General features: G+C 71.6%; 13 protein-coding genes. 9 read left to right on the top strand and 4 right to left on the bottom strand.

Translation table 11 applies throughout. The annotated features are described in order from the left end of the window. Positions 1–355: 355 nt before the first annotated feature. The 3 genes from BHU15_RS08085 to BHU15_RS08075 form a co-directional block, all read right to left on the bottom strand. Entirely contained in the window at positions 356–3,748 is a 3,393-nt protein-coding gene (locus BHU15_RS08085) for a hypothetical protein (protein ID WP_069626544.1), read from the bottom strand. Positions 3,749–3,835: 87 nt separating this feature from the next. Then, the gene (locus BHU15_RS08080) at positions 3,836–6,106 is read right to left on the bottom strand and encodes an ATP-binding cassette domain-containing protein (protein WP_069626543.1); all 2,271 of its coding nucleotides are present in this window, start codon (positions 6,104–6,106) and stop codon (positions 3,836–3,838) included. A 162-nt stretch (positions 6,107–6,268) separates the two neighbouring features. Then, positions 6,269–7,360: a magnesium and cobalt transport protein CorA gene (locus BHU15_RS08075; RefSeq protein WP_069626570.1), complete on the bottom strand. Its 1,092-nt coding sequence runs from the start codon at positions 7,358–7,360 to the stop codon at positions 6,269–6,271. Between the two features lie 224 nt (positions 7,361–7,584). Between BHU15_RS08075 and BHU15_RS08070 the strand changes: the two genes are divergently transcribed. The 7 genes from BHU15_RS08070 (at position 7,585) to ligD (ending at position 11,610) form a co-directional block, all read left to right on the top strand. Next, positions 7,585–8,376: a VOC family protein gene (locus BHU15_RS08070; protein WP_069626542.1), complete on the top strand. Its 792-nt coding sequence runs from the start codon at positions 7,585–7,587 to the stop codon at positions 8,374–8,376. A 64-nt stretch (positions 8,377–8,440) separates the two neighbouring features. Further along, positions 8,441–8,713, top strand: a complete 273-nt coding sequence (locus tag BHU15_RS08065; RefSeq protein ID WP_255293059.1) for a hypothetical protein — start codon at positions 8,441–8,443, stop codon at positions 8,711–8,713. 35 nt (positions 8,714–8,748) lie between these two features. After that, a complete protein-coding gene (locus tag BHU15_RS08060) occupies positions 8,749–9,144 on the top strand; it encodes a hypothetical protein (RefSeq protein ID WP_069626541.1) in 396 nt (131 codons plus the stop codon). A gap of 207 nt (positions 9,145–9,351) precedes the next feature. Next, positions 9,352–9,849, top strand: coding sequence for an ATP-binding protein (locus BHU15_RS08055; RefSeq protein ID WP_069626540.1), 498 nt, complete (start codon positions 9,352–9,354; stop codon positions 9,847–9,849). 160 nt (positions 9,850–10,009) lie between these two features. Next, complete coding sequence (locus BHU15_RS08050; protein ID WP_023537009.1) at positions 10,010–10,204, top strand: hypothetical protein; 195 nt, start codon at positions 10,010–10,012, stop codon at positions 10,202–10,204. Positions 10,205–10,306: 102 nt separating this feature from the next. Beyond that, positions 10,307–10,609: a WhiB family transcriptional regulator gene (locus BHU15_RS08045; protein WP_069626568.1), complete on the top strand. Its 303-nt coding sequence runs from the start codon at positions 10,307–10,309 to the stop codon at positions 10,607–10,609. Then, complete coding sequence (gene ligD, locus BHU15_RS08040) at positions 10,606–11,610, top strand: non-homologous end-joining DNA ligase (RefSeq protein ID WP_069626539.1); 1,005 nt, start codon at positions 10,606–10,608, stop codon at positions 11,608–11,610. Before BHU15_RS08045 ends, ligD begins: the two co-directional genes overlap by 4 nt. On the opposite strand, the gene BHU15_RS08035 is transcribed toward ligD, so the two are convergent. Beyond that, complete coding sequence (locus tag BHU15_RS08035; protein WP_069626538.1) at positions 11,607–11,966, bottom strand: tetratricopeptide repeat protein; 360 nt, start codon at positions 11,964–11,966, stop codon at positions 11,607–11,609. The two genes, ligD and BHU15_RS08035, sit on opposite strands and share 4 nt — an antisense overlap. 144 nt (positions 11,967–12,110) lie before the next feature. On the opposite strand from BHU15_RS08035, the gene BHU15_RS08030 reads away from it, so the two are divergent. Together BHU15_RS08030 and BHU15_RS08025 are read left to right on the top strand one after the other, a co-directional pair. Then, positions 12,111–13,076, top strand: coding sequence for a pirin family protein (locus BHU15_RS08030; RefSeq protein WP_069626537.1), 966 nt, complete (start codon positions 12,111–12,113; stop codon positions 13,074–13,076). Positions 13,077–13,293: 217 nt separating this feature from the next. Continuing rightward, entirely contained in the window at positions 13,294–13,689 is a 396-nt protein-coding gene (locus BHU15_RS08025; RefSeq protein WP_141726788.1) for a hypothetical protein, read from the top strand. Positions 13,690–13,794 lie beyond the last annotated feature (105 nt).

Raw genomic sequence — 13,794 nt, 5'->3', positions numbered from 1 at the left:
GCGCCCGGAGGGCGGGGGCTCATCGCGCCCGGCACGTCTGCGATGGCAAGGCGACAACGCCGGCGGTGCCTTCGTTGCCGGCACGCCCGAGGGATGACGTGGTTCCGGGCGAGCGGCCTCGAGCCGGCGCCTGAGCGGGCCGGGAGCGGCTCCTGGTGCGCCATCGGCCCCGAGGTTCGCCTCGTGCTCAACGGCCCGAGCCAGTGAGCACGAGGCGGACCCTGACACCGAGGACGGGCCGTCGTCCCCGGGCGGCGGCTGCCGCTCGCTGCCAGTTCGCACCCACTGTGCGCCAGGGCGCGCCCGGACTCGTGCTCGATGAAGGAACCGGTGCGGCCAGGTCCGCGCCCCCGCCTCACTCCGCCGCCCGGATGATCACCCCCAGCGCCGCGTCCCGGACGTCCGCCGACGGGTGGGACCGCAGGTCCCGCAGGGCCGTGCGCCACGGTGGGGGCCAGCCGAGGCGGGGGCCCGTGCCGGTGATCAGGGCTGCGGACAGCAGGCCGGTGGCGGGGTCGCCCAGGTGGGCCAGGGCGGTGGCGGCGGTCAGGATCGTCGTCGGGGCGGAGGGGAGCGCGCCGTGGCCGAGGCGGCTGCGCAGCTGGTCCGCCGTCGTCGCCGCCAAGGCCGGGCGGCCGGCCGCGTTGGCCGCCAAGTCCCGCAGCCGCGAAGTCAGTTCGGGCAGGTCGGCGTCCAGGTCGACCAGGTCGCGGAGCAACCGCGCGCGGGCACCGGCGAGTGACGGTACGTCAGCGAGCAGCGCCGACACGGCTTCCAGTACGGGACGGGTCTCGCCGTCCGGCCGGTCCCGCTGCGCGGGCAGCAGGGCGAGGGCCCGCTGCCGGGACGGCAGGTCCCGGTCCGGTGGGGTGTCCGGTTCGCCGGCCGCGATCGCCGGGAGCAGCGCCGCCAGCGTGTCGTGCAGCAGGCTTCCCGGCGCCGCCCCGCCCACCGGACGCGGCAGGCCCGAGACGGCCAGCCGGCTGATCGTCGCGGCGGCGGACCGCCAGACGGCGTGCGTCTCCTCCCCCTCACCGAGGTCGGTGATCCGCTCGGACAGCCCGTCCACCGCCTCGGGCGCGTACCGCGCCCAGTGCGGGAGCACCCCCAGCCCCGCCCTCGCCACCTCCGGGTCCGCCGACCGGCTCACGTCGCCCACCAGGCGGGCGTACCGGGGCCGGTGAATCTCCGGCAACGACCAGGCCGCGGGCCGTACGACCGCCTGAAGCACCTGCGGTGCGCCTTCCGTCGCCGCCGTGAGGACCGCCCACGTCTCCTCCTCGCCGAGCAGGTCGGTCGTGAAAGCGACGACGGCCGCCTGTACGTCGGGGTGCCGGGGTGGCGCGTGGAAGGCCGTCGAGAGCAGCGCCGCCGCGCGGGGGAGCGGCAGGAGGGTGGCCGCCAGCCGTACCGCCTCCTTGCGGCTCGTCACCTTCACGCCCTCCTCCGCGGTGAGCAACGCCTCCAGCCGCTCGGCGAGTTGGGACGGTGCGGCGAACCGCGCCGCGCGGGACGCGGCGTACACGGCCACCCGGGCCCGGTCGCCCCCGGCATGCGCCAGCAGCACCGGAAGCGCGTCCTGCGGATCGTCCGCCCACACGAGCGCGCCGAGCGCGGCCTCGGCCAGCACCACCTCCGGGGAGTCGGTGTACCGCAGGGCGAGCGCCCGCCCGTGCTCCGGGATCGCGGCGGCGGCCCGGATCGCGGCGGCCCGCGAGTGGAGCGGCTGCGACTCGTCACCGGCCGCGGCGGCGGCCAGGGCGCCCGCCGCCGCCTGCTGGCGCGGCAACCAGCGCTCGGCGCACCGGAGTTGGGGCAGCGGCCGACGCGTACCGCGCCTGAGGAAACGGCCGTACGGCGGCTGCCCGCCAAGCAGCGCGTCCAGCAGATCGGTCCGACGAGCCGTCAGAACCCGTTCCACACAGTCGAGTACGGCGGCCGAAGGCTCAAGCTCCAGGATCCTGGCCACGCGGGCGTCGCGGGTCGACGGCGGTGCGAGCCAGTAGCGCGCCGCCGACGCGAACGCACCGTCGTCGCCGTACTTCAAGGCCTCTTCGAGCAACCCCTGGAGCACCGGCATCCGGTGGGCCCGCACGCCGAGCGAGGACGTCAGCGTGAACAACAGCCGGTAGTCGGCCTTGTTCATCGCGGCGTCCAGCCACGGGCGCAGCGCGTCGAGCACCAGATGCTCCTGGCCGCGCCGCAGCGTCCGGTCGAGCGGGCCGAGATCGCCCACCCCGACATGGGCGGCGATCTTCTCCAGCGCGCCCAACGACCAGACCAGCAGCTCCCGTTCGCCGTCCCCCGCGTTCTCGCGCAGCAGATCGACCGCCAGTCTCCGCAGTGCCTGTCTGGTGCCGTAGGAGATGTCCCGCGCTTCCAGGGCGTCGCGCAGTACCCGGTCCAGTGCCCGCGTGTCCCCGGCCGTGAAGAGATCGGAGCGTACGTCGGCGAGTGCGCCGAGCGCGGCGCAGCGCACCGGATCCTGCTCGTTGCGCAGCCGCAGCAGCTCGTTCAGCATCTCGTGCACCGCGTCCCGGTCACGCGAACGCGCGGCATTGGCGATCAGCAGCGGCCAGGCGAGGGCACGGTCGTCGGCGTCCGGGCGGCGGGTCCCCGTGAGCAGTTCGGCGCGCGCCTCGGCGACCGGACCGTACGCCACGAGCTCCAGGATCTCGTACCAGGGCCTCCCCGTCTCGCGGCGCCGAACCGCCCACCGACGGGATTCGGCCCAGCGGCGTTCGCGCGGCAGCAAGGCGAGCACCGGCAGCACGTCGTCGGCGCCCAGCTCGACACCCTCCTTCGCCAGGTCGAAGAAGTCGCTCCGGCGGTGCGGCGGCAGGGCCTTGAGCAGCCCGGCGAAGAGGTGGGGATGGCGGTCGGCCCAGTGCCGGCCGAGCGCGGGCAGCGAGGGCGGGTCGGCCTGAACGATCCGGCGCAGGACGGACGTCGACGGGTACGGGGCGTACAGCCGCCCGCCGCGCTGACGCACCGTCAGCAGCCGTACCACGCGCTCCGCGTCGACGGCCACCAGCTCGTTCAGCCGCTGGACCAGCGCCGCCGGAAACGCGTCGGGACCCCGCAGCTCCAGCATCGACAGCACCCGCTCGGCGCGGGCGGAGACGGCCGCGGCTATGCCCTCCTCGTAGCGGTGCCAGGTCGCGTCGCGCTCGGCGCGCGGGCGGTCCGCGAGTTCCCGCTCCACGTGGTCGAGGACCTGATCGGGGAAGCCGAGGCCGAGCTTGGTCCACGACTCGACGGCGTAGGAGAGTTCGGGCAGCGAGGCCGCCACGAACCGCGCCGAACAGACCGGCAGCAGCTTCGCCGCCGCGTGGTCACCCCACCGCTCGCGCAGCCTCGGGACCAGACGCTCCGCCAGCGCCGTACGCCCGCTCGCCAGCACGACCGCGCTCAGCCGCTGCCGCGCGTCGGCCGAGGCATCCTCGTACGCCGCCTCGATCGCCGCGTCGGGGAGGGGCAGCGTACGCGCGGCGCGCAGCGCGTACGCCCGTACCACCGGGTCCCGGTCGGTCAGCCGCTCCGCCAGGAAGTCCAGCTGCCGCCCGACCAGCGCGGCGAACGCCGCGAGCTGTCGCTCGTACGTGCCGCGACCCGCCAACTCCACCAGCAGGGAGGTGAGTTCGTCACCGGAAGGCAGCGAACGGACGGTGCGGGCAAGGTGCCCCAGACGATTCGGGTACGACAGCGGTTCGAGCGCGGCGAGGAGCTGGTCGACGGTGAGTGACATGACCGCGATTGTGCCGGGCCGGGTGCGGGGAGCCCACCGGATATCCGTGGGACGGCTGCGCCGCGCTCCCCGCACCCGGCCCGCGCACTACGCCCCGGTGCCGACGTACTCCCGCAGATGGCGCGCCGTGACCGTGTCCGAGTGCGCCACCAGATCGGCCGGCGTACCCGTGAAGACGACCTGCCCGCCGTCGTGCCCGCCGCCCGGACCCAGGTCGACCAGCCAGTCCGCGTGGGCCATCACCGCCTGGTGGTGCTCGATGACGATCACGGTGTTCCCCGCGTCCACCAGCCGGTCGAGCAGCGCAAGCAGCTTGTCCACGTCCGCCATGTGCAGCCCGGTCGTCGGCTCGTCCAGGATGTAGACGGAGGACTTCTCGGCCATCTGGATCGCCAGCTTCAGCCGCTGCCGCTCGCCGCCCGACAGGGTGTTCAGGGGCTGGCCGAGCCGCAGATAGCTCAGCCCCACGTCCGTGAGGCGGCCGAGGATCGCGTGCGCCTGCCCGCCGGGGAAGTAGTCGTACGCCTCCGCGACCGACATCGAGAGCACCTCGCTGATGTTCTTGCCGTTCAGCCGGTAGGTGAGCACCTCCGGCGTGAACCGCTTGCCCTCGCACTCCTCGCACACCGAGGCGACACCCGCCATCATCGCGAGGTCGGTGTAAACGAGCCCGAGACCGTTGCAGTTGGGGCAGGCGCCCTCCGAATTCGCGCTGAACAGTGCCGCCTTGACCCCGTTGGCCTTTGCGAACGCCGTACGGATGGGGCTCAACAGCCCTGTGTACGTGGCCGGGTTGCTCCGCCGCGAACCCCGGATCGGCGACTGGTCGGCCACCACCACGCCGTCCCTGCCGGAGAGATAGCCGTGGATCAGCGACGACTTGCCCGACCCCGCCACCCCGGTGATCACGCTCAGCACGCCGGTCGGTATGTCGACGCTCACGTTCTTCAGGTTGTGCAGATCGGCGCCCTCGATGGACAGCTGCCCGCTCGGCTCGCGCACCGACTCCCGCAGCCCCGCACGGTGTTCGAGGTGCCGCCCGGTCAGTGTGTCCGACGCGCGCAGCCCCGCCACGTCACCCGTGTAGCAGATCTGCCCGCCCGCCGTACCGGCGCCGGGACCCAGATCCACCACATGGTCGGCCATCGCGATGACCTCGGGCTTGTGCTCCACGACCAGCACCGTGTTGCCCTTGTCCCGCAGCCGTAGCAGCAGGTCGTTCATCCGCCGGATGTCGTGCGGGTGCAGCCCGATGGTGGGCTCGTCGAAGATGTACGTGGCGTCGGTGAGGCTGGAGCCCAGATGCCGCACCATCTTCACGCGCTGCGCCTCACCGCCGGAGAGGGAGGACGAGGCGCGGTCCAGGCTCAGATAGCCGAGCCCGATCTCGACCAGCGACTCCAGCAGGTCCCGCAGATTGCCGAGCAGCGGAGCCACGCCCGCGTCGTCGATCTTCCGTACGTACTCGGCCAGATCGCTGATCTGCATCGCCGAACACTCGGCGATGTTCACGCCGTTGACCTTCGAGGACAGCGCGGCGGCGCTCAGCCGGCTGCCGCCGCAGGACGGGCACTCGGCGAAGACCACGGCCCGGTCCACGAACGCCCGGACGTGGGACTGCATCGAGTCCCGGTCCTTGACCAGGATCGTGCGGTTGACCTTGGTGATGAGCCCCTCGTACGTCATGTTGCTGGAGCCGACCTTGACCTTGGTCGAGGTCTTGTGGAGGAAGACCTCCCACTCCTCGGGCGTGAAGTCCTTGAGCTTCTTGTCCGGGTCGTAGAAGCCGGAGGCGACCATGATCTGCCAGTACCAGGCGTCCACTTGGAAACCGGGGACGGTGATCGCGCCCTCGTTGAGGGAGAGTTCGCGGTTGACGAGCTGGTCGATGTCTATCTTCGACACCTGGCCGATGCCCTCGCACTCGGCGCACATGCCGTCGGCGGCGTTGAAGCTGAAGGCGGTCGAGGTCCCGATGTGCGGGGTGCCGAGCCGGCTGAAGATGATCCGCAGCATGGTGTACGCGTCGGTCGCCGTGCCCACCGTGGAACGGGAGTTGGCGCCCATCCGCTCCTGGTCGACGACGATCGCGGCGCTCAGATTGTGCAGCGAGTCGACGTCGGGCCGGCCCATGCTCGGCATGAAGCCCTGGATGAAGGCGCTGTAGGTCTCGTTGATCAGGCGCTGGGACTCGGCGGCGATGGTGCCGAAGACGAGCGAGGACTTGCCGGATCCCGAGACGCCGGTGAAGACCGTGAGCCGGCGCTTGGGGATGTCCAGCGAGACCTCCCTCAGGTTGTTCTCGCGGGCTCCGCGGACCTTGATCACGTGGTGACTGTCGGCGGCTGGGATGTTCACGGACTGCTCCTCGTGCTTCTCGGCGAGCCGCTAGCGTACACCGTACCCAGAGTGGATCGCACGTACGTTCGATAGAACGTAGCCGACAATACGCATCGGGTGTCCTGCTTCCGGTTTCCTGGTCCGACGGCCAGCTGCCTTGAGCGGGAGCCGGCGTACGCGCTACAGCCAGCCGTTGCGGCGGAAGCTGCGGTGGAGGACGTAGCACGCCGTCGCCATGACGGCGATGACGGACGGATAGCCGTACGTCCAGCCGAGGCCGGGCATGTGCTCGAAGTTCATCCCGTAGATCCCGCAGACCATCGTCGGCACGGCGACGATCGCGGCCCACGCGGTGATCTTGCGCATGTCCTCGTTCTGCGCGACGGTCACCTGCGCGAGATGGGCCTGGAGGATCGAGTCCAGCAGGTTGTCGAAGGCGGCTATCTGGTCGGTGAGCCGGGCCAGATGATCGGCGACGTCACGGAAGTACGGGCGTACCTGCGGAGTGACGCCCGGCAGTGTCCGGTTGGCCAGCATGTCGAGCGGCCGGTCCAGCGGCGCCACGGCCCGCTTCAGCTCCAGCAGCTCCCGCTTGAGCTGGTAGATGCGCCCGGCGTCACCCTTGCCCGCCCGGCCCGCCGATTCGTTGAAGACGGCGGTCTCGACATGGTCGATGTCGTCCTGGACGGCGTCGGCGACGGCGAGAGAGTCGTCGACCACCTGATCCGCGATCGCGTGCAGCACGGACGACGTCCCCATCGCCAGCCGCTCGGGCGCGGCCTCCAATCGCTCCCTGAGCGGGCCGAGCGAACCGTGCCTGCCGTGCCGGATCGTGATCACGAAGTCGGCCCCCGTGAACACCATCAGCTCGCCCGTGTCCACCACTTCGCTGGTGGCGGTGAGCGCCTCGTGCTCGACGTAGCGGCAGGTCTTGAAGACCGCGAACAGCGCACCGTCGTAACTCTGGACCTTCGGCCGCTGATGCGCGCGCACGGCGTCCTCGACGGCCAGCGGATGGAGTCCGAACAGCTCGGCGAGACCCTTGAACTCGGATTCGCCGGGCTCGTGCAGACCGATCCACACGAAGCCCTTGCCGGACTTACGGACCCGTCGTACGGCTTCGTCGACGGGGCAGTCGCCCGGCTGACGTATCCCGTCCTCGTAGATCACACAGTTCACCACCGCGCTGCCGAGCGGCGACCGGGCTGGGTGGCTGAGGTCGACGGTGCTGCGGTAGACGCGCCGCACCGCCCGGCGGAGGCGACGGATCATGGGCACGAAGGGCTCCATTCGATTGATCGGCGGCCAGTCTGCCACCCCCCAGCGGGCGCCGTCCCCGGTCCTCGGCAGCAGGTCCCGGCAGTCGCTCCCGGCAGCCGGTTCGCGGCGCACAGCCCCGGGCGACATGCGGGCCGCGTGCACTGCTGGCACAGTCGTCAGGAGGGGAGAGGAGCGCGGGGGCATCCACTGGCACGACCGGAGTGAGGCGAGCGGCCATGGCGGCGAGGCATCCTGTGTTCGGGGCCCCGTGCTGGGCGAGCCTGCTGGCCCGCGACCTGGACGACACCCAGCACTTCTACGGCTCCGTACTCGGCTGGACCTTCCGCCCGGCCAGGCTCGGCGACCAGTTCGTGGTGGCCGAGACCCGCGGCGTACCGGTCGCGAGCATCGGCGCGCTGGCCCCCACCCTCCAGGTGGCCGTGGCGTGGACGCCGTACTTCGTGGTGAGTGACGTGAACGCGACAGCCTCTCGTATCAGGGAACGCAGCGCCACGGTCGCCGTCGGCCCCCTGGCCTTCGAGATGGGCCGGGCGGCCCTCGCCGCCGACCGGGACGGGGCCGTCTTCGGCTTCTGGGAGGGCGAACCGCTGCCCGACGCCACGGTCAAACCCGGCTCACCGCCCTTCCGGCTGGAGTTGCGCACGTACGACGCCATCGCTTCGGCGATCTTCTACGGCGAGGTGCTGCACTGGGCCGACGACGGACTCGGCGGCATCGACGTCAGCTACGAGGAGGACCACGTCGTACTCCGTACGGGACACGGCTCCGGGCATGTCGTGGCGCGCATCAGCAGCGGCGGCATCGAGGCGGCGGTGGACCCGCATCTGCGCCCACGCTGGCACGTGTCGTTCCCCATGGACGGCGTGAGGGCCGTGAGAGCCGCGGTCGAGGCCGCGGAGGAACTGGGCGGCGTCGTGGTCGCGGCGGAGGAGACGGCGCACGAGGGCGGGGACCAGGTGACGCTACGGGACCCCGACGGCGGGCTCTTCACCCTGACGGACCGCTGACCGGCCGGGGACCGGGTACGCGGCAAGGACCCGGCGACCATCCGGCTACGAAGGGATTCATCACGTGAACCAGCGACATCCGGACGACTCCGAGGCCAAGGACAACGGCAGGGGCGACCGCAACGGCGACGGAGCTGCCGTCCCGAGGGATCTGCCCGATCAGCACGCCCGGCCCGGAGACGACCCGCTGGACGTGGACATCGAGGGGCTGGACTCGTCCGACGACGACCCCGACCACTCGGATGCCCCCGACGAGGCGGGCGCCGGCAGGCGCGGCAGCCCCCATCCGGGCGGGGTGCACCCCGAGCAGCCCGTCCCCGACGAACCGTCGGGCTGACCAGGCCCGGCGCGCACTTCCCCAGTGGAGGAGCCATGGTGAGAACCACGCAAAGGCCCACGGCGGCACACAGCACCGACACGGACGTGACGGTGGAACTCAGCGGCTGCGAGGCCGAGGACGCGCACGCCGTGTTCGGCGCGCTGCGCACCGCCTTCGCCTCCGACCGCCCGTCCGACGACAGACCACAGGAAGTGACGGGCGCACGCCCGACGGTCTGGAGCGCGACCTTCGACGTGGCGGAGGTACGGGAGAAGGCCGGCCCGACCCGGCTGACCAGCCCGGTCGTCGCGGACGTCCAGGGCGGCTACTGGGCCGTCGCCAGGTTGCAGGAGGCGCTGACCTGGGCGTTCGCCGTGGAGGCGCTGGGCACGGCCGCGGGTGACCAGGAGCAGGAGGCCCAGCTGCGGCTGGACACGCGCCGCCCCTGAGGCCCGATTTCCGGCCTTCGGCCCGCGCGTCCGCCGCACCGGCGGTAGCCGTGCGTATCGGTGGAAAGCCGAGAAGTTGCGCGTTCGGGTCCGTCGGGTCAGTCTTTTCAGTGACCCAGAAGTGGCAAATGCTCACGCTTCGTATTCGGGGGTCGTTGCGACAACGAGGTGAAGCCGGTGGGCCTCTGTGTGTGAGGAGCCTCGACCATGACGATTCCACGCGGCCGTTACTACGTGGTGGAATTGCACGCCTCTCCGGAGCGCGTATCGCAGATTCGGCGCATCGTCGCCGCACACCTTCGACACTGGAATCTCGACCCGCACGTCGACCCGGTCTGCTCGGGCCTCGACGAACTGCTGACCAACGTCCACCGTCATGTCGGCGCGGACAACAAGTGCATGGTCGAACTCCGCTGGACCGGCCGGTATCTCACGGTCGCCGTCTCGGACAACGGTCCCGAGCTGCCCCGGCTCACCTCGGCCGGTGGCGGCGGGCTCGCCCGTCTCGCCTCGCTCAGCGACAGCTGGGGCACGTGCGGCACGGAGGAGGGCAAAGTCGTCTGGTTCACCAGGAGCGTCGAGGCGCCGCAGAACGTCCTGCGCCTGCCGGTCGTCCCGGTGGGCGGGACCGACGCGGCGGCGAAGGAGCCGGCGTCGGCGCTGCCCCCGGCGCCGGCGTTCGTGCCGTCGCTGGCCTCGGCCTGAGGGCGTTCAGCACATCACGTACGGCGGGCCGGGCCGCCGGAGCCGTATCACCGGCCCGCCTCGGCCCGCCCCGCCCAGGCCGCGCTTTTCCATGCGGAGACGGCGGGTACGCGCTCCGGTAGGAGCCCGCGCCGCGTGGCGCGGAGAGAAGGAGTCAGAGATGGGAACCGACCAGGACTCGATAGGCGCGCACCGCCGATCGGCCTCGCGCGACGGCCAGTTGCGTACGTGCGTGCCGGCGCGGGTCACGACGCGTGAACGCGAACGTCAACGTGAGCGCGAGGCGAGAGACGGTGGCGGGGAACGCCAGGAGACGGTGGATCAGGACTGGAACGTGGTGCGGGGAGAGGACTGAATGACTGCGCGGCTGCAAATCAACGAGACAGATCACGAGACAGATCAGACGGGTGCGACGGACCGGGGCCACGCGGGCTCCGGCGCCGACGCGTGGGAATGGCTGCGGGACGCGGCCTGCGTGGGCGCCGATCCCGAACTCTTCTTCCCGGTGGGGGACTCCGACCCCGCCGCCGAGCAGGTGGCACGCGCCAAGGCGGTGTGCCACAGCTGCCCGGTGGAGCGCCAGTGCCTCGAATGGGCGCTCAACACCGGCCGTACGTCGGGAGTTTGGGGCGGCACGGACGAGGAGGAGCGCCGTCGGCTGCGCCGCAACGAACGACGCAGGGTGCCCGCGCCACGCGGCAGGCAGGCGTCGGGGCCGGGCGGGAAGCGCCGCCCCCGCACCCATCAGCGGGACGCGTGAGCGCGACGGGCGCGGACTCCGCGGGCACGGAGGAGGGGAGCGTACGGGCGGGCCGCCGGACCGTACGGATCCACCGGCCGCGGAAGGTTCTCTTCCCCGGCTCCGCCCGATCGACGGACGGCGGGCCGACTGACGGCGGCCGGACTGACGGCGGGCGCGCGGACGGCGGGCGCGCGGACGTCACGAAGGCGGATCTCGTCGAGTACTACCGCTCCGTCGCCCGCCACATGCTGCCCGAACTCAGGGGCAGACCACTGATGTTGGAGCGGCACCCGGACGGTCTCGACGGCCCCCGCTTCATGCAGAAGAACATCCCGGGGAACTATCCCGACTGGGCGCGGCGGGCCGAGATGGCGAAGAAGGGCGGGACCGTCACCCACCCGGTGTGCGACGACACGGCGACGCTCGTGTTTCTCGCCGACCAGGCGAGCGTCACCTTCCACCGCTGGCTGTCACGGGCGGACCGCCCCGACCACCCGGACCGGCTGGTGTTCGACCTCGATCCGGCGCGGGACGACTTCGAGCCCGTACGCGCCGCCGCGCTGCTGCTGCGCGAACTGCTGGACGAACTGGCCCTGCCCGCCTCGGCGATGACGACCGGCTCCAAGGGCCTGCATGTGATCGTCCGGCTGGACAGACGTACCGCGTTCGACGAGGTACGGGCCTTCGCCATGGACGTGGCCCGCGTACTGGCTGCCCGCGATCCGGACCGCCTCACGACGGAGCAGCGCACGGACGCCCGCGCGGGCCGGCTCTATCTGGACGTGCAGCGCAACGCGTACGCGCAGACGGCCGTCGCGCCCTACTCCGTACGTCCGAAGGAAGGCGCTCCGGTCGCGACGCCGATCAGCTGGGACCAGGTGAAGGACCCGGCGGTCACCGCGCGGCGCTGGACGGTCACAGACGTACTGGAGCAGGCGCGTACCCGCCCCTGGTCCGATGTTCCGGCCAGGGGCAGGTCACTCGCGCCGGCGCGCCGCCGGCTGGACGCCCTGCTCTAGACGGTCTCGCCCTTCGTGGGGAACTCGCCCGCGAGCGCGGCGGCCATCCGCAGATGCGGCGTGGCGTCGCCGTCCCGCCCCAGGCGCTCCAGCGTGCGGCCCAGCATGAGGCGCGCGTACTGCTCGACGGGGTCGCGCTCCAGTACGGCGAGCAGTTCGGTCTCGGCCTTCCCGAGCCGAGCGGAGTGGTAGTACGCACGGGCGAGCAGCAGCCGGGGCCCGACCTGCTCCGGGACCTCGGCCACGAGCCCTTCGAGGATGCCGGCGGCCGTCACGTACTCCTGCGCCTCGAAGAACTGCTGAGCACGTGCCCAGCGCTCGGCGGCGGTTCCGAAGTCGTAGTAGGCGGTGGTCACTTGCCCTCCCTTGGTACCCGGTGATGTCCGGTGACTGCTTACACGTTCCACAACACACCGAGGTTGTTGAACATTCCACCACCGCATCGACCGTTATCGCGTGGATGCTGCCGCGGGGCACCGGACGGGATTAGGTTGGGCGCCATGAGCAATCTTGATCGTCAGGCGACGCTCTCCGTCTGCGGCGGCCGTGGCTTCGTCGTCGCCGAGCCGGTGCGTGAACTCCTCAGCCCCCGTCACGTCAAGCTCGGCGAGTCCACCGAGGTGCGCAGGCTGCTGCCCAACCTCGGGCGCCGCATGGTCGGCGCGTGGGCCTTCGTCGACCACTACGGCCCCGACGACATCGCCGACGAGCCCGGTATGCAGGTGCCGCCCCACCCGCACATGGGTCTCCAGACGGTCAGCTGGCTCCACGACGGCGAGGTCCTGCACCGCGACAGCCTGGGCAGCCTCCAGACCGTACGGCCCCGAGAGCTGGGCCTGATGACCTCGGGCCGCGCGATCAGCCACTCCGAGGAGAGCCCCCGCCCCCACGCCCGGCTGCTCCACGGCGCCCAGCTGTGGGTCGCGCTCCCCGACGCCCACCGCGACGTGGCCCCGCACTTCCAGCACCACGCGGACCTCCCCGTGGTCACGGCCCCGGGCCTGACGGCCACGGTCATCCTGGGCACCCTGGACGGCACCACCTCCCCGGGCGCCACCTACACCCCCCTGGTCGGCGCCGACCTGACCCTCACCCCGGGCACCGACGCACGACTGCCCCTCGACCCGGACTTCGAGTACGCGGTGCTGGCGATGTCGGGCGAGGCCCGGGTCGACGGCGTCCCGGTCCCGGCGGGCTCGATGCTCTACCTCGGCTGCGGCCGCACGGAACTCCCGATCCGCACGGACTCCGAGGCGGGCCTGATGCTGCTGGGCGGCGAGCCGTTCGAGGAGGAGATCGTGATGTGGTGGAACTTCATCGGCCGCTCCCACGAGGAAATCGAGTCGGCCCGCAAGGACTGGATGAACTCCACCCGCTTCGGCGAGGTCACGGGCTACGCCGGCACCCGCCTCCCCGCCCCGGAACTCCCGCCGGTAGCCCTGAAACCACGCGGCCGGGTGCGCTGAGCTGGCCTGCCGGTGGGCCGTAGTCGCAGGTGTTGGCAACCTGTGACCAGGTCTGATCAAACACTTGCCGACCCCTTTGCTGACCTGTCGAGCAATCAGATCCTGTTGTCGGGAGGCTGACGGTGGATGACCTGGTGGCCCTGGGAGTCTGCATGCGTATCGACGCCGTGCACTCCGACCACCCCGACCACCCTGACTACGTGGAGGCGTGGCGCCCGTGAGCGAGCCGACTGTGACGCTGTTCAGTGCCGACCTGCTGTCCAAGTGGGGCTTCAACGACGGCGACACCCCCAGGGCATGGCTCGACTGGTGCGAAGCGAACGGCATCGACTCCAGCGATGTCCGGTTCCCCCTCGTCGCCCTGGTGCGCGAGCACCTGGTGCCGGTGATCGAGCAGACGATCGAAGTCGTGACGATCGGGACCAGTCACAACCCGGTCAGGGCACAGAGGGTCAACGGCGTCGACATGGGCGACGTCTGGTACGGCCGCGCGCCCCTGCCCGACCTCACCCCCGACTGCGTCACCGTCCCCATGACCGAGGTGCTGCGCCTCGCACTGGAAGAGGCAGGTCTCTCCGAGGCTCCTCGTCACCAGGGCCCGAGCCCTCGGTAGTTCCCGAGGCGTGGCGCCTGTGGCCCGTGCGCATGGCCGAGCCCCCGGACGTGATGGTCCGGGGGCGTTGCGCTGCCCGATATCTGACGGATTATCCCGCGAGTG

It is taken from the genome of Streptomyces niveus, assembly GCF_001723055.1.
GTDB classification, from domain to species: Bacteria; Actinomycetota; Actinomycetes; order Streptomycetales; family Streptomycetaceae; genus Streptomyces; species Streptomyces niveus.
This window is presented reverse-complemented; position numbering and strand designations above follow the sequence as displayed.